The organism is Delftia deserti, assembly GCF_042653485.1.
GTDB classification, from domain to species: Bacteria; Pseudomonadota; Gammaproteobacteria; order Burkholderiales; family Burkholderiaceae_C; genus Comamonas; species Comamonas acidovorans.
The window spans coordinates 4,799,656-4,820,795 of record NZ_JBHSIH010000001.1 but is presented as its reverse complement, the minus strand read 5'-3'; the positions used below and the strand labels follow the sequence as shown (position 1 = coordinate 4,820,795).

The following is a 21,140-nucleotide window of genomic DNA, read 5'->3' as shown; positions in this document are numbered from 1 at the left end:
GTGCGCTGCGTTTGCTGCGTTTGCTGCGTGTTGCTGCGTTTGCTGCGTGTTGCTGCGTGTTGCTGCGTGTTGCTGCGCTTGCTGGTTCTGACCCTGCCGGGGGGTTTCTTTTCGAGGCCGGGTCTCGGCCCGGCGGCCGACTGCCCTTTCTTGATTCGCCAAGAAAGGTCAGATCAAAGAAGGCGACCCGAATGTCCGCGACCCCTTCGCTTCGCTGCGGGGCAACCTGCGTCGTGGCGATTGCGGGGTTCGCCGTGAAACTCTCTTCGCGCTACGCGCTACGTTCAAACATCACGGCGAGTCAGATCACGAAGCAGTCCTGTCCTTCGGCAGGACTGCAACCCCGCAACCACCACGCCGCAGGCGCTGACATACGGGGGAGTTTTTTCGGGCCGTCGCTTCGCTCGGCCCCATTGAAAAAACAGCCGAGCGCAGCGATGGCGCGTCGGCTGTTTTTGCATTTTTGGCGCTTGGCTGTTGGCTGTTGGCTGTTGGCTGTTGGCTGTTGGCTGTTGGCTGTTCCCCAGCCTCCCCCCTTCTGCCCACGCCTGCGTTGGGCGGGATGCGGGGTGGCAAGCCTGCCGAAGGACAGGCTTGCTTCGTTGTCTAGCTCGCCGTGATGTTTGAGTGAAGCGCGCAGCGCGTAACGAGTTTCACGGCGCACCCCGCATCCCGCCCAACGCAGGTCGCCCGCAGCGAAGCGAAGGGTCGTGGGCAGTGCGGGGCGCGCTTCTTTGCTTCCTTTCTTATCGCGCGATAAGAAAGGGAGTCGGCTGCCGGGCCGAGACCCGGCCTCGAAAAACAACCACCCGGCAGGGACAAAAAAAGCAACTCAGACAGGCACCAGCCGAATCTCAGCAGCCCACCCATCCCTCTCCAACTGCCCCACCAACCCAAGTTCCCAATCCAGATAAGCCCGAAACCCCGCATCCCTCAACCCCAGGTCCCGATGCGCATAAGGGCTGTACCACTGGTCATCATCCCCCGTCAGCACATCCGCATCCCCCTGCCCCAGCGGCAGACCCGCAGCAGCCCAGGCAGAAGTGCCGCCCACGACGGAACGCACATCGCGCCCCGTGCGCGCCGCCAGTTCGGCTGCCACGCTGCGCGCCAGAACGCCGTCCGGCGAGGTGAGCACCACGACCTGGGCCGGCGGCAGGGCCTGCACGAAGGCAGGTAGACGGTCAGGCACGGCAAAGCGCGCACCGGCGATGTGCTGCTTCTCGAAGGCGGGCCGGCTGTCCACGTCGAAGACGATGGCGCGGCCTTCGCCCAGCAGTTCCTGTGTCTGCTGCACGGACAGCTGGGGCGCAGGCGCGTGGGAGGCGAGCACGCGCACGGGCTCGGCACCGGTTTCCAGGGTGGCCAGCGCGGGCGGCACGAAGGTGAAGACTTCCCAGCCCAGCTGGGCCAGCCAGGCGCCGGTGGTGAGGGCGCGCACGCCGTCCCAGTCGGCCAGCACGATGCGTGCGCCGCGCGTGGCGGCGTATTCGTCGGTGGCCTGCACGAGCTGGCCGCCCGGCGCCCAGCGCCAGCCGGGCAGGTGGCCGGCCTGGTATTCCTCGCGGGTGCGCACGTCGAAGCGGTAGAGCGTGCGTTCGGTGGCTTCGGACTCGAAGCGGGCCAGTTCGGCCGCGTCGATGGATTGCACGCCCGCGCGCTGTGCCACGCTGGCTGCGCGTTCGCGGGCGGTGGCCAGGGCGACGGCGCCGGGCTCGGGCAGCGGGGTGCGGCGGCCATGGGCCAGCCTGCGGCCGGTGAGCAGCCAGTCCATGGTGCCGTTGCGCAGCGAGACGACCTGGTTGGGGATGCCGGCATCGATCAGGGTCTGCGCGCCCACGATGGAGCGCGTGCGGCCCGCGCAGTTGACGACGACCAGGGTTTGCGGGTCCGGGGCGATTTCGCCGATGCGGTAGACCAGTTCGGCGCCCGGTACGCTCAGTGCAAACGGCAGGCTGAAGGCCGCGAATTCCTCGGGCGTGCGGCTGTCGACGACGACGATGTTGTCGCCGCGCTGCACGCGCGCTCCCAGCTCGTCCGAGGTGATCCAGGGCGTGTGCTTTTCATGCTCGATGACTTCGCCGAAGGCCTTGCTGGGCACGTTGGTGCCGCTGAAGATTTCCAGCCCCTGGGCTGCCCAGCCTTCGGTGCCGCCTTCGAGCACGGAGACGTTGGGCCAGCCCAGGCGCACGAGCTTGGCGGCGGCTTCATGGGCCAGCGTGCCGTCGCCATCCACCAGCACGATGCGCGTGCCCCGGCGCGGCACCAGGCGGTCGATGAGCTGCTCCAGCCGCCAGGCCGGGGCGGGCGCCGCGAACAGGATGTGGCGGTGCGCGAAGACGCCGGCCTCGCGCACGTCGAGCACGGCGATTTCCTCGCCATCGGCCAGGGCCTGCCGGAGCGCGGCGGGCGTGACCAGCGCATGGCGAATCGACTTGGGCGGGCCGAAGGTGCGGAAGCTGCCGCCCTCCAGGCTCTCGAAGACCACGCGATCGGGCATGCGCTCCAGGCCGCGCCCGTAGAAGTGCAGGTGCAGGCCGGGCTCCTCGCCGATCAGCTCGATGGTGTGTACGTCGGTGGGCGTGAGCACCACCGAGGTTCCGCTGCCCACATCGACGCTGCGCCCCACCGCCAGGGTGTCGCGCAGCGGGTCGTCGGTCTTGCCGCGCGTGAAGAACACGTTGCGCTCCACGCCTTCGACGCCCGCGATGATGGCCCAGGTGGTGTGGTCATGCGGTGGCTGGGACTTGCCCGGCAGGCCGGTGGACAGGTACAGCGCATAGCGCCCGCCCAGGTCTTCGCTGAGGCGGTAGACCTGGGCCGGGTTGCTGGCCGAGACGGGAAAGTGCGCATGCGGGAACAGTTCGCGCTGCAGGCCCAGCGCCTCCAGCTCGCGGGCCACGGCCTGCAGTTGCTCGGGCGTGGCCCGCTCGGGATCGGGGAGCAGGCGCCGGGCCGTGGCGATGAAGCCGGTGATGGCGGCTGCGCGGCGGCTGGCCACGTCGCTGCCGCTGAAGTCGATGGAGAGATGGGTCTGTGTCATGGGAGTGCCTGGGAGGACGTTCGCGGGAGGACACGACGTTAGGCCTCTCCCGCCCCGGCGCCAACGACGCATTGCGGATATGGATATGAGCTTTGGGCACTGCGCGCGCATGCGTGGGGCAAGCGTGACGCACGTTGTGCGGCAGCCGCATATGCATAGCCGCAATGCTTAGTTCACGCCGCGCCAGGAGCCTCCCAGACTGCGGGCATCGACTCTCCGCACTCCGGCACTCCCATGATCCGCACCCCGTCTGCGCTGCGCGCACTGCTGCTTCCCCTGTTCTCCGCCCTGGCCCTGCACGCGCCGGCGGCCCTGGCCTCGGCCGACAGCTTTCCGAACAAGCCGGTGCGCATCATCGTGCCCGTGGCGCCCGGGGGCAGCGCCGACAAGCTCACGCGCACGCTGGCCGACAAGCTGGCCGCGCTGTGGGGCCAGTCGGTGGTGGTGGAGAACGTGGCCGGGGCCAGCGGCACCATCGGCGCGGCCAAGGTGGCCAAGGCGGCGCCCGACGGCTACACGCTGCTGCAGCAGGGCGAGGGCCTCACGCTCAACGGCCTGCTGTTCGCCCAGTTGCCCTACGACACGCAAAAGGCCTTCACGCCCATCATCAAGGCCGTGGTCAATCCGCAGGTGCTGGTGGTCAACCCCGGCACGGGCCTGAACACGCTGGGCGACTACCTGGCCCGCGCCAAGGCCAAGCCGCAAAGCATCAGCCTGGGCCTGCCCGGCAATGGCGGCATTGCCCATGTGGCGCATGAAATCCTCACGCAGGAGACGGGCGCCAAGGTCAACTACATCCCCTACCCGGGCGGTGGCCCCGCCTCGCTGGACGTGCTGGGCGGCCATACCGACGCCACGCTGATCACGCTGGCCGCCGTGACCGAGTACGTGCGCGCCGGCAAGCTGCGCGCCCTGGCAGTGACCACGCCCTACCGCTCCGACGCCCTGCCCCAGGTGCCCACCATGGCCGAGGCCGGCGTGCCCGGCTTCTCGGTGGAGAGCTGGCAGGGCTACTTCGCGCCGGCCGGCACGCCCGCGCCCATCGTCGCCAAGATCAACCGCGACCTGCAGACCGTGCTGCAGGCGCCCGATGTGCGCGCCCAGCTGGAGCACATGGGCTTCAAGGTGGCGGGCGGCTCCCCGGCCGACCTGGGCCAGAGCCTGCAAAGCGAGCGCCCGCGCTACGCCCGCGCGATCCAGTCGGCGGGGCTGTCGCTGCGCTGAGATGCAGGCAGGTCCTCAGAGGGGGGAGGGGCGATTGTCCAGGCGCCATTTCTCGCCCTCGGGCGTGCCCGGCACGGGCGGGCGCAGGCCCTGGATGCTCCAGAGGCTGAAGGGCGTTTCGTCCACATGCATCTCCCAGCGCAGGCCCCGGTCGGCGATGAAGGGGGACAGCTGCCGCCGCACGCCTTCGAGGAACCGTGTCTTGGTCTCCTCGTCGCGTATCTGCCGCGCGATGTGGTCCACGGAGATGCGCACGAAATCATCCGCAGGCTCGCCGCCGATGAAGAACGAAGTGCGCGCGACGGCCTCGAACACCACGCCGACGTAAAAGCGCGGCAGGTCGCCGTAGACGGCCGTGATGCGCTGGGCAATGGCCTGTTTGTCTTCATCGCTGAAGGCGTTTTCGGGGTGGTAGATTTTCCACAGGGGCATGGTTTTCTCCGGGTGCAAGAGGGGCGGATGAAGAATAGGGGTCCGGTGCTCAGGAAGCCGCGGCCTCGGCAACTGCGTAGCGCGCCGCGGGCGTGCCGCCCTGCATGAGCGCCGAGACCAGGCGGGCGCGCGACGCGTCGAAGTCCTGCCAGGCGGCCATGTCCTGCAGCGTGGGAAAGCAGATGGCCTCGCCCTGGTCCAGCGCGGCCAGGGCCGTGTCCACCAGGGTCTCGGGCGACATGAACAGGTGCTCGGGAAACGGCGCGGGCTTGCCGCCGAAGAACTCGGAGCGCACCAGGCTGGGCATCACCGCCTGCACCATGACGCCGCTGGAGGCCAGCTCCGCCTGCAGCGAGCGCGTGAAGTTCAGCACATAGGCCTTGGAGGCGCCGTAGCCGGCGGCGCCCGGCACGGGCATGGCGGCCAGGATGGAGCCGATATTGATCAGCGTGCCCCGCCCGCACGTGGCGAACAGCCGCGCTGCCGCCAGCGACAGCCGCGTCAGCGCATGGATGTTGACCATGACCATGCGATCGACCTCGCCTGCATCCACCTGGGCGGCCGGGCCCAGGGCTCCCAGGCCTGCGCAGTTCACCAGCATGCGGATGTCACGCTCGCCCGACAGCAGCGCCGCCACGCGCTGCAGGCCGGCGGCGTCGGCCAGGTCGGCGGCCACCACCTCGACCTCGCGGCCGTGCGCGCTGCGCAGGCGCTGCGCCAGCGCCTGCAGCCGGTCTTCTCGGCGGGCCACCAGAATCAGGCCATGGCCCCTGGCGGCCAGGCGGTCGGCGTAGACGGCGCCAATGCCGGAAGAGGCGCCAGTGACGATGGCGGTGCCTTGATGCGTGCTCATGAAGGAAGTCCTTGCTTGAAAAGCCGTGGTTGATAGTGGCTCCAAATATAAACTCCAATCATTAGAGTTACAAGCACGCAATCCACCTTTGCGGGCCGGGCTTGCGTTTTGCTGAGACACTCCAGGCCTGCGACAACCGCGAACACACAAGGGAAACCCCATGCGATCCAAGAGCTTCGAGGGCATGGCCTGCTCGATCGCCACCGCGCTGGAGGCCATAGGCGACCGCTGGGCCATGCTGGTGCTGCGCGACCTGATGCTGGGCCTGACCCGCTATGACGACCTGAGAAAGTCCACGGACATCACCAATGCCACCCTGACCGACCGCCTGCGCCACCTGGAGCAGACCGGCCTGGTCGAGCGCCGCCTCTACCAAAGCGGCCCGGACCGCTACGAGTACCTGCTCACGCCCAAGGGCCGCGACCTGTCCCTGGTGATCCAGGCGCTGGCCCAGGTCGGCGACCGGTGGCGCCTGCAGCAAGAGGCCCAGCCGCCCATGCGCTTTGTGCGTGCGCATTCGGGCACGCCCCTGCGGCTGGCGCTGGTGGAGGAGGAATCGGGCCAGAGCGTGCCCTTTTCCGAGCTGCGCGTGGAGGCCGGCCCCGGCGCGGACGACCTGACGCGCTGGCGGCTGTCCAAGCTGGCCGCGCAGGCCAGGACGCCGGCAGCGGCCCCCGGCGCGGATTGAGGCCGGCCATGGCCGCGCCCATACCCGGCAAGCGCCCGCAACGCGCCCTGACCTACCGCCGCCACTGCGCGCTGGGCGGCGTGGAAATCCTCAGCGGCCATGCGGTGCAGCACCGCTATCCGCGCCACTTCCACGACACCATGGGCATTGCCGTCATCCACGGCGGGCGCGAGCTGTGCTGGAGCCGGGGCGCCGAGCGCGAGTTCACGGGTGGCGATATCGCGCTGTTCAACGCGGGCGAGATCCACGACGGGCGCCCGGGCGGCGAGCAGGGCTGGACCTACGACATGCTGCATGTCGAGCCCGCCCGCATGCACGCGCTGCTGGGCGTGCGCGATGGCTGGTTCGACGCCGTCAGCCTGCGCGACCCGCAGACCCGGGCCTGCGCCCGGCAGTTGCTGCACGGCCCGCAGGACGGCCTGGCCGCCGACGAGGCCCTGCTGGCGCTGCTGCGCCGCGTGGTGCACAGCCCCGGCCGGCCGCATGCGCCCGATGGCGCCAGCGCGGCGCTGCTGCGCGAGTTCATCGATGCCCATGCGGACCAGGAGCTGGGCGCCGCGCGGCTGGCCGCCGTCTGCGGGCTCAGTCCCGAGCACGCCATCCGCAGCTTCAGCCGCCGCTACGGCATCACGCCCCATGCCTACCACCAGGCCCGCCGCGCCGAAAGCGCCCGCGGCCTGCTGCGCGGCACGCTGGCGCTGAGCGAGGTGGCACTGTCGCTGGGCTTCTACGACCAGAGCCATTTCTCCAACTGGTTCCGCCGCGCGCACGGCGTGGCGCCTTCGCAGTACCGCCAGGCCATGCGGCCCTGAGCAGCCTTGAGCGGCCCGGCCTGATCAATTCCGTCCAAGACCGCGCGCTGCGGCCTGCCTAAGCTGCCACTCCTCGACAGACAGGAGTGGTGGATGAAGACCCGGACCGTTGGATTTTTCGTCTTTGATGGCGTGGTGCTACTGGAGTTTGCAGGGCCTTTGCAGGTGTTCGACGTGGCCGCGCGCGTGGCCGTGCGGCGCGGGCTGGCGGCCTCGCCCCCGTTTCAGCCCGTGGTGATCAGCCGCAGCGGCGCCGCCGTGCGCACGCGCGAGGGCGTGGGCATCCAGGCGCAGGCCAGCCTGCAGGACCATCCCGCGCTGGACCTGGTGATCGTGGCCGGCGGCGCGCTGCAGGCCGAGCTGGCCGCACCCGAGGTCGCCGCCTGGCTGCGGCAGGTGGCCGGCAGCAGCGAGGTGACGGGCTCCGTCTGCGTAGGCTCCTTCCTGCTGGGGCGGGCAGGGCTCCTGGACCAGCGCGAGGCCACCACGCACTTCGAGGACACGGAAGACCTGCGCGCCATTGCGCCGGCCGCCCGCGTGAGCGCAGACAGGCTGTGGATCGATGAGGGTGCCATCGTCACCTCGGGCGGGTTTGCGGCAGGCATCGACATGGCCCTGCACCTGGTGGAACGCCTGCTGGGCGCGGAGATCGCGGCCGAGACGGCGCGCCAGCTCGAATACCGGCGGCGCAATGCCGCCGACCGGCCAGCGTGACGGAGCCATGCGCATGAACGGCAAGACAAGCTACCTGGCGCTGCTGGCCGTGGGCGGGCTGATCCTGAGCCTATCCGGCGTGGCCGTGGCTTTCAGCAGCATGGGCACCAGCGCCATGGGCTTTTACCGCATGCTGCTGGGCGGCCTGGGGCTGGCCGGCTTTGCCCTGTGGCGGGGCCTGCGCTGGCGCATGACGCGCCAGGCCCTGCTGTACGCCTGCCTGGCCGGCGCCGCGCTGGCGCTGGACCTGTACTGGTGGCACAAGAGCATACGCATGGTGGGGCCGGGCCTGGGCGCCATACTGACCAACTGCCAGTCGTTCTTTCTGGCGGGGCTGGCCTGGGCGGTGTTCCGCGAACGGATCACGGTCGTCTACTTCGTGGCGCTGGTGCTGGCGGCCACCGGCATCCTCATGGTGTCGGGCGCGGGCCTGCCGGTGGCCGCAGGCCCGGATTCGGCGTCCGAACACTGGCTGGGCGTGGCCCTGGGCCTGGCCTCGGCGGCGGCCTATGCGCTGTGCGTGGTCTTCATCAAGAAGGGGCAGACCCCGCCGCATGCCACGCATCCGGCCGTCAACATGGCCGTGCTGTGCGCCGCCGCAGCGCCCTGCCTGCTGGCGGCAGCGTGGCTGGAGGGCGAGTCGCTGGCCATTGCCGGCGCGGCCGATTTCGGCACGCTGCTGCTGTATGGCCTGCTGGTGCAGGGCGTGGCCTGGCTCATGGTGAGCACGGCCGTGCCGCATGTGAAGGCCTCGCTGGCCGGCCTCATCCTGCTGGCCGAGCCCATAGGCACCTATGCCATCGACGTGCTGTTCTTCACCGCCCGGCCCACGCCGATGGCGCTGGCCGGCATGGCGCTGACGCTGGCAGCCATCTATGCGGGATCGACCTATGGCGGTGCGCCCTCCGGCGGAGCGCCCTCCGGCGGCGCGCCCGCAAGGCGCATGGCGAAGGCGCAAGGCTCCGGCCACTGACCATGGCGGCCAGCGGCCGGCCCGCTGGCCTGCTGCGCCGCTCACTTGGGCAGCAGCACCTTGTCGATCACGTGGATCACTCCGTTGGACTGGTAGACGTCGGGGATGGTCACCGTGGCCGTGCCGCCCTTTTCATCGGTCAGCATGATCCTGGAGCCGCTGGACTTGGCCACCAGCGTGCCGCCGCTGACGGTCTTGATGCTGGCCATGCCCTTGCCGTCCTTGATCATCTTGGACAGCGCGGCCGCACCCCACTTGCCGGCCACCACGTGGTAGGTCAGCACGGTGGTCAGCGTGCCCTTGTTCTCGGGCTTGAGCAGGGTGTCCACCGTGCCTGCGGGCAGGGCCTCGAAGGCGGCATTGGTGGGCGCGAACACGGTGAACGGACCCGGGCCCTTGAGCGTATCGACCAGGCCCGCCGCCTTGACGGCTGCGACCAGGGTGGTGTGGTCCTTGGAGTTGACGGCGTTGTCGATGATGTCCTTGGACGGCAGCATGGGTGCGCCGCCCACCATCACATCGGCCATGGCGGCCACGGAGGCAGCCGACATCACGATGGCCAGGCCGAACGAGGCCAGCTTGCGGGTGTTTTGAATCGAGACCATGGAATGCTCCTAGCGGGTTGATGACAAGCCGAACGATTACGGCTGATCTGGATACGCAGCGGGGCGGGGTCTGGATTCAAGAAAAGCGGACACCGCCGCGCGGCCATGCCGTTTGTTTAGACGTTTTGCTTCTTTAAAACCCAGTTTTCATTCGTTGTTGCCCGTTGGCGAAGTTCTTAGATTGGTGCCTATAGCCACCAACCGCGAAACCTCCGCAAGGACGACGACATGACAGCCCCCACTTTGGAAACCGCCTTGCCCCAGGCTCTGGAAGAGGCGCAGGAACACGCCCGCGCACAGGGGCTGGGCCACGCAGGCGGCGTGCGCCCGCCCGTGGCCTGGGCGCTGGTGCAGGCCGGCCAGGCCGTGCTGGTCGATGTGCGCACGGCCGAGGAACGCAAGTTCGTCGGCCAGGTGCAGGGCACCCTGCACGTGCCCTGGGCCACGGGCACGGCGCTGACGCGCAACCCGCGCTTTGCCCGCGAGCTGGAAGCGCGCCTGGCACCGCACGGCGGCAAGGAGGCCGTGGCCCTGCTGCTGTGCCGAAGCGGCAAGCGCTCGGTGCTGGCGGCCCAGGCGGCCGCGCAGGCCGGTTTCGCCCATGTGTTCAACGTGCTCGAAGGTTTCGAGGGCGAGATCGATGCCTTGCAGCAGCGCGGCAAGAGCGATGGCTGGCGCTTCAACGGCCTGCCCTGGATTCAAGACTGAAGGAGCACGCAGATGGCCAGTTTCGACATTGCCGGACTCACCCAGAACCTGCATGCGGCGCGCCGCGAATGGCGCGAGGCGCACGGCCGCACCCAGGAGCCCGGGGCGCGCGAGTTTCCCTCGCGCGATGCGCTTGCCACCCTTATCGACCAGCTCAAGGCAGCCCTGTTCCCCATGCGCCTGGGGCCGCACGACCTGCGCCAGGAGAGCGAGGACATCTTCGTGGCCCACCAGCTGGACTCGGCCCTGCACGCGCTGCTGGGCCAGATACGGCTGGAGCTGCGGCTGTCCGCGCCCCACACGGCAGCGGGCGCCGACGCCATGGCGCTGGACATCGCACGCGCCTTTGCCGAGGCCCTGCCCCAGATCCGCCGCCTGCTGGACAGCGATGTGCTGGCCGCCTTCCAGGGCGATCCCGCCGCGCGCAGCGTGGACGAGGTGCTGCTGTGCTACCCGGGCGTGCTGGCCATGATCCATCACCGCCTGGCCCACCAGCTGTACCTGCTGGAGCAGCCGCTGCTGGCGCGCATCGTGGCCGAGCTGGCCCATGCGCAGACGGGCATCGACATCCATCCGGGCGCGAAGATCGGGCGGGGCTTTTTCATGGACCACGGCACGGGCGTGGTGATCGGAGAGACCGCCGTGATCGGTGAACGCGTACGGCTGTACCAGGCCGTCACCCTGGGCGCCAAGCGCTTTCCCACCGATGAGCACGGCCATCTGCGCAAGGGCCTGGCGCGCCATCCGGTGGTGGAGGACGACGTGGTCATCTACGCGGGCGCCACCATCCTGGGCCGCGTCACGCTGGGGCGTGGCGCGGTCATCGGCGGCAATGTCTGGGTGACCGAGGACGTGCCGCCCGGCGCCCATGTCACCCAGGCCCATGCGCGCGAGCACGCGCAGCAGCCCCGGGAGGTGGCCCTATGAGCACCCGGCTTGTCACCAGCTTCGGCATTGCCGTGCGCCAGGCGCGCGAGGCCCATGGCTGGTCGCAGGAGCGGCTGGCCGAGCACTCGGACCTGAACCGCTCCTACGTGGGCGAGATAGAGCGCGGCCGCGTCATCGCCTCGCTGCTGACCGTGGAGAAGCTGGCCGTCTCGCTGGGCGTGCAGCCCTCGGCCCTGGTGATGCGCGGCGAAACCGTGGCCCACGACCAGCTGGTGCGCGGCCTGCGCTTGGCGGCTATAGCATGTTGAAGACATGTGCGCGGGCCGGGACACTGGCCCTGTTTCCTTCCTTCCCCTTCCCTTTTTCCTGAACTGATCACGGAGTCTGCACATGTCGGCAACAGTGGGCGGCACGACCGCGCTAGGCGACAACGCCGCGCGGCAACTGGCCAACGCAACCAAAACCGTTCCCCAGCTTTCGACCATCAGCCCGCGCTGGCTGACGCACCTGCTGCAATGGTCGCCGGTGGAGGCCGGCATCTACCGCCTCAACCGCGTCAAGAACCCGGAGGCCATCAAGGTCACCTGCACGGCCAAGCAGGAAGACAACCAGCTGCCGCGCACCTATGTGGACTACGAGGAGCAGCCGCGCGAGTACTTCCTCAACGCCGTCTCCACCATCCTGGATGTGCACACGCGCATCTCCGACCTCTACAGCAGCCCGCATGACCAGATCAAGGAACAGCTGCGCCTGACCATCGAGACCATCAAGGAGAACCAGGAAAGCGAGCTGATCAACAACCCCGACTACGGCCTGCTGGCCCAGGTCACGGACGAGCAGCGCATCTTCCCGCTGACCGGCGCGCCCACGCCCGACGACCTGGACGAGCTACTGACCAAGGTCTGGAAGGAACCCGCCTTCTTCCTGACCCATCCGCTGGCCATTGCCGCCTTCGGCCGCGAGGCCACGCGCCGCGGCACGCCGCCGCCCACGGTCAGCCTGTTCGGCTCACAGTTCATCACCTGGCGCGGCATTCCGCTGATCCCCTCGGACAAGGTGCCCGTGGCCGATGGCAAGAGCAAGATCCTGCTGCTGCGCGTGGGCGACAAGCGCCAGGGCGTGGTCGGCCTGTACCAGCCCGGCCTGCCGGGCGAGCAGAGCCCGGGCCTGTCGGTGCGCTTCATGGGCATCAACAACCATGCCATCGCGTCCTACCTGATCTCGCTGTACTGCTCGCTGGCCGTGCTCACGCCCGACGCGCTGGCCGTGCTCGACGATGTCGAGATCGGCAAGTACCACGACTATCCCGACACCTACAAGTAAAGAGGCCGGGCGTTGACCGTGTCTGCAATCACCTCCATGGCGCCCCAGGCGCCCTTCGACCCCGAGGCGCTGGCGCGCATGGCCAACGCCCTGTTCTCCGCCGCACCGGGATCGGCTCCTGCCCTGCCGGGTCTTCCGGGTCTTCCGGGTCTTCCGGGTCTTCCCGGCCTGCCTGCCGGCGTGCAGGCGCCCGTGAACGTGGCGCCGCCCGGCTCGCCGCTGGCCAGCCCCGCAGGCCTGGGCCCCGGCGTGCCGGGCACGCCCATCCCGCAGGGCCAGGCGCCGGGCAGCAACCTGCTGCCGGCATCGCCCGCGCCGCTGGCCTCGCTGGCCCACCGCGCGCCCGCGCTGCTGCCCCATGCCCAGGCAGGCAACGGCGTGCCCGACCATGTCGTGAGCGCCCTGCCCGCCTACGAGCCGCGCCTGGGATCGCAGGTGCTGGGCGTGCCCCAGCGCCAGGGCGATCCGCTGGATGCGTTGGCCGCGCTCCCGTTCACGGCACCTGCGGCACCCGCCGTGCCGCGCATCGGCGTGCCCACCGAAGGGCCCGGCATTGCGTCCACCGTGCCTTCGGCCGAGCCGCGCTTTTACTTTGTCGATCCCGTGGTGCTGCCCGCCGGCTACACCACGCCGGCCCATCCGCTGCAGCGCCAGCAGGCTTCGCACGGGGCAAGGCATGGAGCGGCCGGCGTGCAGGCGCCCTTCGACGTGCATGCCGTGCGCCGGGACTTTCCCATACTGTCCGAGCGCGTCAACGGCCGCCCGCTGGCCTGGCTGGACAACGCGGCCACCACGCACAAGCCGCGCGCGGTGATAGAGCGCATCCGCCATTTCTACGAACACGAGAACTCCAACATCCACCGCGCAGCCCATGAACTCGCTGCCCGCGCCACCGACGCCTACGAGGGCGCGCGCGAGCGCGTGCGCCGCTTCATCAACGCGCCCGACGTGAACGAGGTCATCTTCGTGCGCGGCACCACCGAGGCCATCAACCTGGTGGCCAAGAGCTGGGGCTGGCAGCATGTGGGCGAGGGCGACGAGATCATCGTCTCCCACCTGGAGCACCACGCCAACATCGTGCCCTGGCAGCAGCTGGCGGCCGCCAAGGGCGCGAAGATCCGCGTGATCCCGGTGGACGACTCGGGCCAGGTGCTGATCGATGAATACCGCAGGCTGCTGAACCCGCGTACGAAGATCGTCTCCGTCACCCAGGTCTCCAACGCGCTGGGCACGGTCGTGCCCGTGCAGCAGATCGTGGAGCTGGCCCACCAGGCGGGCGCCCGGGCCCTGGTCGATGGCGCGCAGTCGGTCTCGCACATGGCCGTGGACGTGCAGGCCATCGGTGCGGACTTCTTCGTGTTCTCGGGCCACAAGGTCTTCGGTCCCACGGGCATCGGCGTGGTCTGGGGACGGCGCGAGGTGCTGGAGGACATGCCGCCCTGGCAGGGCGGCGGCAACATGATTGCCGACGTGACCTTCGAGAAAACCGTCTACCAGCCCCTGCCCAACACCTTCGAGGCCGGCACCGGCAACATTGCCGACGCCGTGGGCCTGGGCGCCGCCATCGACTACGTGCAGGCCCTGGGCATGGAGCGCATCGCGCGCTACGAGCACGATCTGCTGCAGTACGGCACGCAGGCGCTGGCGCCCATCCCCGGCCTGCGCCTGATCGGCACGGCGGCCGACAAGGCCAGCGTGCTGTCCTTCGTGCTCAAGGGCTGGACCACGGCCGAGGTGGGCGAGGCACTCAACGCCGAAGGCATCGCCGTGCGCACCGGCCACCACTGCGCCCAGCCAATCCTGCGGCGCTTCGGCGTGGAGACCACCGTGCGGCCCTCGCTGGCCTTCTACAACACCACCGAGGAAATCGACCGGCTGGCGGCCGTGGTGCAGGGGCTGGCAGCGCGAAGAAGAGGCTGAGAGAAGGGGCTGAGACCGGGCCTTCCCTTGCTCCAGCCCGATCCAGCCCGCACCAGAGCGCACCAGCCCCTCCTACTCCGCCCGCGCCCCCGACACCCGCACCTGCTCGGCCGCCACCGGCATCTGCTCGCGCACGAAGCGCCAGAACGCGTCCACGCCCATGGGCTGGACGGGCAGCGAGCCCTGCTCGACGAACTGCTTTTGCACCTCGGGATTGCGCAGCGCCGTGGCCAGTGCGCCGTTCAGGCGCTCCAGCGCCGCGCGCGGCGTGCCGGCCGGAGCGACCAGGCCGTACCAGGAGTCGGTGTAGAAGCCCTTGACGCCTGCTTCCTCGAACGTCGGCACCTCGGGCAGGGCCGGCAGGCGCTGGCGCGAGGCCACGGCCAGGGCGCGCAGCTTGCCCGAGCGGATGAAGGGGATGGCGCCCGTGGTGAGCACGAAGTCCACGCGGCCCGCCATCAGGTCGGTCATGGCCGGGGCCGTGCCCTTGTAGGGGATGTGGGTGACGTCCACGCCCGTGAGCTGCTTGAAGCTGGCGCCGGCCAGGTGCTGGCTGGAGCCCACGCCGCCCGAGCCGTAGTTGAGCTGGCCCGGCCTGGCGCGCGCCGCCTCCAGCAGATCGTTGACCGAGCGCAGCGGCGAGGCCACGGGCACCAGCAGCACGCTGGGCGAGGTGGTGATCATGCCGATGGGCGCGAAGTCCTTGAGCGGATCGTGGTTCAGCTTGGCGTAGAGAGCGGAGTTCAGGCCGTGCGAGGCCACGGTGGCCAGCATGATGGTGTTGCCATCGGGCCTTGCGCGGGCCGCCGCGTCGCTGCCCAGGTTGCCGCCCGCGCCGGCCCGGTTGTCGATGGTGATGGGCTGGCCCAGGGCCTCGCTCATGCGCGTGGCCGCCAGCCGCGCCACGTTGTCGGAGGGGCCGCCCGCAGGCCAGCCCACGATGAGGGTGATGGGGCCTTGCGCCAGGGCCGGCAGGGCCAGGGCGCACAGGGCCAGCGCAGCCAGGCTGCGGCGCGGCAGACAGTGCATGGCGGTCGTCCTTGTGAATTCAAAGGTTGGCATGGGCATGGCCTTCAGGGCTTGCCGTCCTGCCAGGGCATTTCGGTCCAGAGCTTGCGAAAGCCGGCCTCGGTGCGCTCCAGCTCGGCCGCGTAGGCGGGCGGCGCCAGGTAGCGCAGCGGCGCGTACATGGCCTCGGCCTGCTGCCTGAACTGCGGGTCGGCCGCGATGGCGGCCACGGCATCGACCAGCTTTTTGCGCACGCCTTCGGGCAAGCCCTTGGGCGCGGCCAGGCCGCGCAGGGAGGCCAGCTCGATATCGATGCCCTGCTCCTTGAACGTAGGCACCTGGGGCGCCAGCGAGCTGCGCGCGGCCGACATCTGGCCCAGCAGGCGGATGGGAGTGCCGCCCTTCTGGTAGGCCAGCACCTCGCCCACGTTGATGGCGCCGATGGTGATCTGCTGGCCCGTGGCGGCGGCGCGCACCTCGCCCGCGCCCTTGTAGGGCACATGGGTGAGCTGCGTTCCGGTGGCCTTGGCGAAGAGCAGCATGGCGAGGTGGTCGTCCGAGCCCGTGCCCGTGGTGCCCACGGTCACGGCGCCGGGGTTGGCCCGGGCGTAGGCGGCCAGGCCCGCCAGCGTGGTGATGGCGTTGCTGTTGTGGATGGCAAAGCCGCCCGGGTCGTCCACCAGGTTGCCCAGCAGGTCGTACTGGCTCCAGTGGAAGCTGCTCTTGCGCTCGATGGGGATGGTCAGCACGTTGGGCGTGTTGATGAAGCCGATGGTGTAGCCATCCGGCCTGGCCCGCGCCAGTTCGCCAAAGCCGATGCCGCCGCCCGCGCCGGGGCGGTTGAGCACGACCACGCTGCCGCCCAGCTTCTTTTCCAGATGGCGGGCCAGCAGCCGCGCCACCAGATCGGTGCCGCCGCCGGGCCCGTAGGCCACGATCATCTCGATGTTGCGCGAGGGATAGGGGGCCTCGCCCTGAGTCTGGGCCTGGGACAGGGCCGGCAGCGCCATGCAGGCGGCGGCCAGGCCTGCGCACAATGCGCGCCTTGCTTGCTGTGTCATCTTTGTCTCCTCGGTAGCCCTTTGTAGAGGCCTGCGGGCTTTGCTTGTGGTTGCTGGACAGGGATCAACGGGACGGGAACAGGGTCCGGGCGATGCGCTCGCGCGCATGCGGCCAGACCTCGGGATTGACCAGGCGCGCGGGCCGCTGGCCGTCGGCCAGCAGTTGCACGATCTGGGTGGCGGCCAGCTCGGCGTTGTTGCGCCGGGCCTCGTGCGTGACGCCGGCGGTGTGGAAGGTGGCCACCACCTGGGGCAGGGCCAGCAGCGGATGGGAGGCGGGCGGCGGCTCCTGGTCCCAGACATCCAGCCCCGCGCCCGCCAGGTGGCCGCTGGCCAGGGCGGCGTGCAGGGCGGCCTCGTCATGGATGCCGCCGCGCGCCGTGCTCACGAAAACGGCGCCCGGCTTCATGGCCGCAAAGGCAGCGGCGTCCATCAGCCCCAGCGTGGAGGCATCGCGCGGGCAGTGCAGGGAGACGATGTCCGCGCGCTGCAGCAGCTCGTCGAAGCCGACGGCCTCGGCCCCGCGCGCCGCCAGGCCGGCCGCGTCGTAGGCCGGGTCGCAGCCGATCACCTGCATGCCGAAGGCCCGGCCCAGGGCCGCGACGCGGCTGCCGGCCTCGCCCACGCCCACCAGGCCCAGGGTGCGGCCGCGCAGCTCGTGGCCCATGACGTCTTCCCGGCTGAAGCCCCGGCCCGGTGAGCGCAGCAGGCGGTCGGATTCGTTGATGCGGCGCAGCACGGACAGCATCAGCCCGATGGCCATCTCGGCCACCGAATCCGCATTGCCGCCCGACTGGTTCATCACGGCCACGCCGGCGCGCGTGCAGGCCTCGATATCGATGGTGTCGCAGCCCGAGCCGCTGGAGGACACGGCCAGCAGATCAGGGCAGCGCGCCAGCAGGTCCGCCGTGGCGAACCAGTGGCGCGGCAGCTCGTCCTTGGCGGCCGTGATCTGGTAGACCCGGGCGCCGGCAAGGGCCTGCCAGGCGGCGGCATCGTCGCCCTCGCGCCGGCAGGTGACCAGTTGCACGTCAGGCGCGGCCGAGACGATGCGGTCGAAGGCCGCATCCAGCCAGTAGTCGAAGCGGACAACGCGATGGTCCATCACAGCACCCCCTTGGCGGCCAGCGTGCGCGCCACCCAGGAGCGGTCGGCGCGGCCTGCGGCAATGGCGGCGAGCACGTCGGCCTCGTCGCGCTGTATGGCCTCCACGCGGTCGGCAATGGCGGCGGCCTCGGCGGCGGGCACGGCCAGCAGGCCGTCGCCGTCGCCCAGGATCAGGTCGCCGGGGTGGACGACCATGCCGTCGATGCTGACGGGCACATGCAGCTCGCCGGGTCCGTCCTTGTAGGGGCCACGGTGCGAGACGCCGCGCGCATACACGGGCAGGCCGTGCTGGCCGATGGTGTCGCTGTCGCGGATCAGCCCGTCGATGACGATGCCGGCCGCGCCGCGCGCCATCATCAGCGCCAGCATGATCTCGCCGATGATGGCGTTGGGCCCGGCGCCGCCCGCGTCCACCACGATCACGTCGCCGGGGCCGCAGATGTCGATGGCCTGGTGCACCATCAGGTTGTCGCCGGGCCGCGTGCGCACGGTCAGCGCACGGCCCGCCAGCGGCCCCTGGCGGCGATGGAAGGGCCGCAGCGCCGAGGTGCCCGTGGTGCGGCTCATGGCGTCGCTGACATTGGCGACCGGAAAGCCGCGGTAGCGCTGCAGCAGCGCATCGCCAAGGGCGGCCTCGGGCCGGGCGTGGATATGGAATCCGGGAATCTTGCTCACTGCTGTGTCTCCGTCTGTGTCTGTTGTCTGTGTCTGTTGTCTGTGTCGATACCGTTGTCTTGCCGCTCAGAACGCATCCCAGGCCTGCGCGTGGCGCACGCAGGCCGGCGTGACCTGGTCCAGGCGCGTGGCGCCCAGCATGGCCATGTCGCGCAGCACCTCCTCGCGCAGCAGGGCCATGGCGTGGGTCACGCCCGCCGGTCCGGCCACCGAGGCCGCGTAGTTGAAGGGCCGGCCCACGAAGACGCAGCGCGCGCCCAGGGCCAGGGCCTTGAGCACGTCGGTGCCCCGGCGCACGCCGCTGTCCAGCATCACCGGCAGGCCGGGCACGGCGCGCACGATGCCGGGCAGCACGCGCAGCGGTGCCACGGCGCCGTCGAGCTGGCGCCCGCCGTGGTTGGAGACGATGAGGCCGTCGGCGCCATGGTCGCGCGCCAGCACGGCGTCTGCGGCCGAAAGAATGCCCTTGACCACCAGTTGCCCCTGCCAGCGCCGGCGGATGGCGGCCAGATGCGGCCAGGCCAGGTGGGAGCGGTCCGAGAAATCGCGCATCACGCTGGCCGACAGGATGGGCGCGCCCCGGTGCGCATAGTTGTTCTCGAAATGCGGCATGCCGTGGCGCCACAGGGTCTTGAGAAAGCTGCCGAACAGCCAGCGCGGATGGCTGATGCCCTGCCAGGCCAGGCCCGGTCCGGGCCGCAGCGGCGTGGAGAAGCCGGCGCGCACATTGTTCTCGCGGTTGGCGGCCACGGGCGTGTCCACGGTGATCACCAGGGTCTGCACGCCGGCGGCGGCCACGCGGTCCAGCAGCGCATCGATCTGGCCCTGGTCGCCCGGCAGGTAGGCCTGGAACCAGGTGTGGGGCGCGGCCGCCATCACCTCCTCCAGCCGGATCAGCGAGGAGCCGCTCATGATGGCCGGCACGCCCGCCTGCTGTGCAGCCCGGGCCAGCACCAGGTCGCCCCGGTAGGCCGACAGCGCGGCAATGCCCATGGGCGCCACACCGAAGGGCGCGCCGTAGCGGCGCCCGAACAGCTCGAAGGAGGGATCGCGCTGCGCCACGCCCACCAGCGCGCGCGGCACGAAGGCCAGCTCGGCAAAGGCGCGGCGGTTGTCCGCCAGCGAGGCGTTGTCCTCCACCGCGCCGCTGATGTAGGCATGGATGGGGCGCGGCAGGTGCCGCCGCGCCAGCCGCTCGAAATCATCGAGCGACAGCACCTGGCGCAGGCGGCGCGGCGGCCGGGCCGAGGCTGGCGCGGCGGCTGCGGGAGCGGTGGCGGAGGGGACGGTGTTGGCAGGCATTGCCGGCCAATGTAGAAGGGCCCAATCGCAAAGAAAAGCGAAATAAATAGGAATCGATATTTCGATTTTGGAAGAATGTCGCCATGACCCTCAAACAGCTCGAAGCCTTCTACTGGGCTGCCACCTGCCTGAACTTCAGCGTGGCCGCCGACCGCGTGCACCTGTCGGTCTCATCGCTGTCCAAGCGCATTGCGGAGCTGGAGGCCTCGCTGGGCGTGCAGCTGTTCGACCGCAGCGGCCGCGCCGCCGAACTCACGCCCCAGGGCGAGCAGTTGCTGCCGCGCATCCGCGAGCTGCTGCACGGCGCCGCCGAGCTGCGCGAGGCGGCAGGCCGCAGCGTGGGCCTGCAGGGCCGCTGCCGCATCGGCTTTGGCGAACTCAGCGGCCTGACCTGGCTGCCCCGGCTGGTGCAGAAGGTGGCCGAGCTGCACCCCGACCTGCAGCTGGAGCCCCACACCGACATCGGCCAGGTGCTGGAGCAGCGCATCGTCGATGGCGAGCTGGACTGCGTGGTCATCGCCGGGCCATCGTCGCGCAGCAGCCTGGCCTTCGAGCAGGTCGCCCAGGTGCGCTTCGTCTGGGCCGCCAGCGACGAGTTCATCGCCCGCGCCGGCACCGGCCTGCCCCGGCGCCTGGTGCGCGAGCAACTGCTGATCGCCCTGCCCACCGGCTCGGGCGCCACGCGCACGCTGGACGACTGGCTGGGCCGCCACGGCCTGGCCGTGGAGCGGCGCCTTTCCTGCAACAGCTGGGGCGCCGTGGTGGGCATGGTGGTGGACGGCCTGGGCTTCACCTACATGCCCGAGCAATGGGCCCTGGCCCTGCAGCAACGCGGCCGCCTGCGCGTGCTGGACGGCAGCGCCGAAGCCGCAAAGCACAGCGCGCTGGCCCCGCTGACCTACACCGTGCAATGGCGCCGCGACGATGCCCGGCCGCTGATCACGGAGATGCGCGAGATCATCCGCAGCGTGATCGATTTCCCGGCGCCGCGCTGTTTGAGTTGAGCTTGCACCCTGGAGCGCCCATGCCTTTGACCCGCACGCAGCAGCCACGGATGGAGCTGCTGGACAATCGAGCCCATGACCACCGCGCCGATTCCAGATTCCGCCGACCCCATGCCCCAGCCGCCCGAGCAGCCCGACCTGGACGCCTGCTGCGGCAATGGCTGCGATCCCTGCATCTTCGACAGCTATGACCTGGCCATGGATGAATACCGCCAGGCGCTGCGTGCCTGGAAGGCGCGCCAGGAGATTGCGGCCGGGGGCCAGGGATAGCTGCAGGGGCTGGCGCGATCAGTCCACGCGGGCGATCAGGTCCAGCTCCACGGCCGCGCCCTTGGGCAGCTGCAGCACGCCCACCGAGGTTCGGCTGTGCGCACCCACGGGGCCCAGCACCCGGGCGATGAGGTCGGAGGCGCCGTCGGCCACTTCGCTTTGCTGGGTGAAATCGGGCGCCGAGCGCACATAGACCGTGATCCGTGCAATGGCGCGCACGGCATCGAGCGAGCCGGCCGCGCGCTGCACGAAGGCCAGGGCGCGCATGGCGCAGACGGCGGCGGCCGTTCTGGCCGATGCCAGGTCGATCCCGGCGCCGACCGTCCCCACGTAGAGCACTTCATCGCCCACGCGGGGAATCTGCCCGCTGACGAACAGCTGCTGGCCATCGCGCACCACGGGCGCGTAGTTGCCGCCGATCTTGATCTCGCCGTCGAAGCGGTGGCCCAGTTCAAGGGCTGCCTGGGCGAAGCGTTGGTCTGCTGTCATGCTGCGTCATCCGTAAGGGGAAAACGCCAGTCTATGCGCTG

General features: G+C 70.1%; 22 protein-coding genes. 12 read left to right on the top strand and 10 right to left on the bottom strand.

All coding sequences use genetic code 11. The features are described 5' to 3' along the window. Nucleotides 1–832: 832 nt before the first annotated feature. Nucleotides 833–3,043, bottom strand: a complete 2,211-nt coding sequence (locus ACFPFG_RS23000; protein WP_380108394.1) for a rhodanese-like domain-containing protein — start codon at nt 3,041–3,043, stop codon at nt 833–835. 234 nt (nt 3,044–3,277) lie between these two features. On the opposite strand from ACFPFG_RS23000, the gene ACFPFG_RS22995 reads away from it, so the two are divergent. Next, nucleotides 3,278–4,267 (top strand): tripartite tricarboxylate transporter substrate binding protein, encoded by a 990-nt coding sequence (locus ACFPFG_RS22995; protein ID WP_013800577.1) that lies wholly within the window; start codon nt 3,278–3,280, stop codon nt 4,265–4,267. 15 nt (nt 4,268–4,282) lie between these two features. Here ACFPFG_RS22995 and ACFPFG_RS22990 read toward each other — a convergent pair whose 3' ends face one another. Together ACFPFG_RS22990 and ACFPFG_RS22985 are read right to left on the bottom strand one after the other, a co-directional pair. Beyond that, a complete protein-coding gene (locus tag ACFPFG_RS22990; RefSeq protein ID WP_013800576.1) occupies nt 4,283–4,699 on the bottom strand; it encodes a tautomerase family protein in 417 nt (138 codons plus the stop codon). Between the two features lie 49 nt (nt 4,700–4,748). After that, nucleotides 4,749–5,552 carry an SDR family NAD(P)-dependent oxidoreductase gene (locus ACFPFG_RS22985; protein WP_183019643.1) on the bottom strand — a complete coding sequence of 268 codons (804 nt, stop codon included), beginning with the start codon at nt 5,550–5,552 and terminating at the stop codon, nt 4,749–4,751. Between the two features lie 160 nt (nt 5,553–5,712). Between ACFPFG_RS22985 and ACFPFG_RS22980 the strand changes: the two genes are divergently transcribed. From ACFPFG_RS22980 to ACFPFG_RS22965, 4 genes are all read left to right on the top strand, one after another. Further along, nucleotides 5,713–6,240, top strand: a complete 528-nt coding sequence (locus ACFPFG_RS22980; protein ID WP_380108391.1) for a winged helix-turn-helix transcriptional regulator — start codon at nt 5,713–5,715, stop codon at nt 6,238–6,240. An 8-nt stretch (nt 6,241–6,248) separates the two neighbouring features. After that, nucleotides 6,249–7,052 (top strand): helix-turn-helix domain-containing protein, encoded by an 804-nt coding sequence (locus tag ACFPFG_RS22975; protein WP_183019645.1) that lies wholly within the window; start codon nt 6,249–6,251, stop codon nt 7,050–7,052. A 93-nt stretch (nt 7,053–7,145) separates the two neighbouring features. Further along, nucleotides 7,146–7,766, top strand: coding sequence for a GlxA family transcriptional regulator (locus ACFPFG_RS22970; RefSeq protein WP_380108388.1), 621 nt, complete (start codon nt 7,146–7,148; stop codon nt 7,764–7,766). 13 nt (nt 7,767–7,779) lie between these two features. Continuing rightward, on the top strand, nt 7,780–8,739 hold the full coding sequence (locus ACFPFG_RS22965) for a DMT family transporter (protein WP_235264268.1): 960 nt from the start codon (nt 7,780–7,782) through the stop codon (nt 8,737–8,739). A 41-nt stretch (nt 8,740–8,780) separates the two neighbouring features. Here the strand turns inward: ACFPFG_RS22965 and ACFPFG_RS22960 are convergent, their stop codons facing one another. Further along, nucleotides 8,781–9,344, bottom strand: a complete 564-nt coding sequence (locus tag ACFPFG_RS22960) for a fasciclin domain-containing protein (RefSeq protein ID WP_380108386.1) — start codon at nt 9,342–9,344, stop codon at nt 8,781–8,783. Nucleotides 9,345–9,572: 228 nt separating this feature from the next. On the opposite strand from ACFPFG_RS22960, the gene ACFPFG_RS22955 reads away from it, so the two are divergent. From ACFPFG_RS22955 to ACFPFG_RS22935, 5 genes are all read left to right on the top strand, one after another. Further along, a complete protein-coding gene (locus tag ACFPFG_RS22955) occupies nt 9,573–10,052 on the top strand; it encodes a rhodanese-like domain-containing protein (RefSeq protein ID WP_380108384.1) in 480 nt (159 codons plus the stop codon). Between the two features lie 12 nt (nt 10,053–10,064). Next, complete coding sequence (gene epsC, locus ACFPFG_RS22950; protein WP_183019649.1) at nt 10,065–10,979, top strand: serine O-acetyltransferase EpsC; 915 nt, start codon at nt 10,065–10,067, stop codon at nt 10,977–10,979. After that, on the top strand, nt 10,976–11,248 hold the full coding sequence (locus ACFPFG_RS22945; RefSeq protein ID WP_012207587.1) for a helix-turn-helix domain-containing protein: 273 nt from the start codon (nt 10,976–10,978) through the stop codon (nt 11,246–11,248). Before epsC ends, ACFPFG_RS22945 begins: the two co-directional genes overlap by 4 nt. Nucleotides 11,249–11,330: 82 nt before the next feature. Beyond that, a complete protein-coding gene (locus tag ACFPFG_RS22940; protein ID WP_013800566.1) occupies nt 11,331–12,263 on the top strand; it encodes a family 2A encapsulin nanocompartment shell protein in 933 nt (310 codons plus the stop codon). Between the two features lie 12 nt (nt 12,264–12,275). Beyond that, nucleotides 12,276–14,183, top strand: a complete 1,908-nt coding sequence (locus tag ACFPFG_RS22935) for a family 2A encapsulin nanocompartment cargo protein cysteine desulfurase (protein ID WP_386849608.1) — start codon at nt 12,276–12,278, stop codon at nt 14,181–14,183. A gap of 72 nt (nt 14,184–14,255) precedes the next feature. On the opposite strand, the gene ACFPFG_RS22930 is transcribed toward ACFPFG_RS22935, so the two are convergent. From ACFPFG_RS22930 to ACFPFG_RS22910, 5 genes are all read right to left on the bottom strand, one after another. After that, complete coding sequence (locus tag ACFPFG_RS22930) at nt 14,256–15,212, bottom strand: Bug family tripartite tricarboxylate transporter substrate binding protein (protein WP_374619544.1); 957 nt, start codon at nt 15,210–15,212, stop codon at nt 14,256–14,258. 44 nt (nt 15,213–15,256) lie between these two features. Beyond that, entirely contained in the window at nt 15,257–16,252 is a 996-nt protein-coding gene (locus ACFPFG_RS22925) for a tripartite tricarboxylate transporter substrate binding protein (RefSeq protein WP_183019652.1), read from the bottom strand. 64 nt (nt 16,253–16,316) lie between these two features. Further along, a complete protein-coding gene (locus tag ACFPFG_RS22920; protein WP_380108380.1) occupies nt 16,317–17,357 on the bottom strand; it encodes a hydroxyacid dehydrogenase in 1,041 nt (346 codons plus the stop codon). Beyond that, on the bottom strand, nt 17,357–18,034 hold the full coding sequence (locus tag ACFPFG_RS22915; protein ID WP_197954957.1) for an RraA family protein: 678 nt from the start codon (nt 18,032–18,034) through the stop codon (nt 17,357–17,359). The genes ACFPFG_RS22920 and ACFPFG_RS22915 overlap by 1 nt, the downstream gene beginning before the upstream one ends. A gap of 66 nt (nt 18,035–18,100) precedes the next feature. Further along, nucleotides 18,101–19,336 carry an alpha-hydroxy acid oxidase gene (locus tag ACFPFG_RS22910; RefSeq protein ID WP_197954955.1) on the bottom strand — a complete coding sequence of 412 codons (1,236 nt, stop codon included), beginning with the start codon at nt 19,334–19,336 and terminating at the stop codon, nt 18,101–18,103. Nucleotides 19,337–19,419: 83 nt separating this feature from the next. On the opposite strand from ACFPFG_RS22910, the gene ACFPFG_RS22905 reads away from it, so the two are divergent. Then, nucleotides 19,420–20,340, top strand: coding sequence for a LysR family transcriptional regulator (locus tag ACFPFG_RS22905; protein WP_380108377.1), 921 nt, complete (start codon nt 19,420–19,422; stop codon nt 20,338–20,340). Nucleotides 20,341–20,415: 75 nt separating this feature from the next. Further along, the gene (locus ACFPFG_RS22900) at nt 20,416–20,610 is read left to right on the top strand and encodes an oxidoreductase-like domain-containing protein (RefSeq protein ID WP_183019657.1); all 195 of its coding nucleotides are present in this window, start codon (nt 20,416–20,418) and stop codon (nt 20,608–20,610) included. A gap of 18 nt (nt 20,611–20,628) precedes the next feature. Here the strand turns inward: ACFPFG_RS22900 and ACFPFG_RS22895 are convergent, their stop codons facing one another. Then, entirely contained in the window at nt 20,629–21,099 is a 471-nt protein-coding gene (locus tag ACFPFG_RS22895; RefSeq protein WP_183019658.1) for a RidA family protein, read from the bottom strand. Nucleotides 21,100–21,140 lie beyond the last annotated feature (41 nt).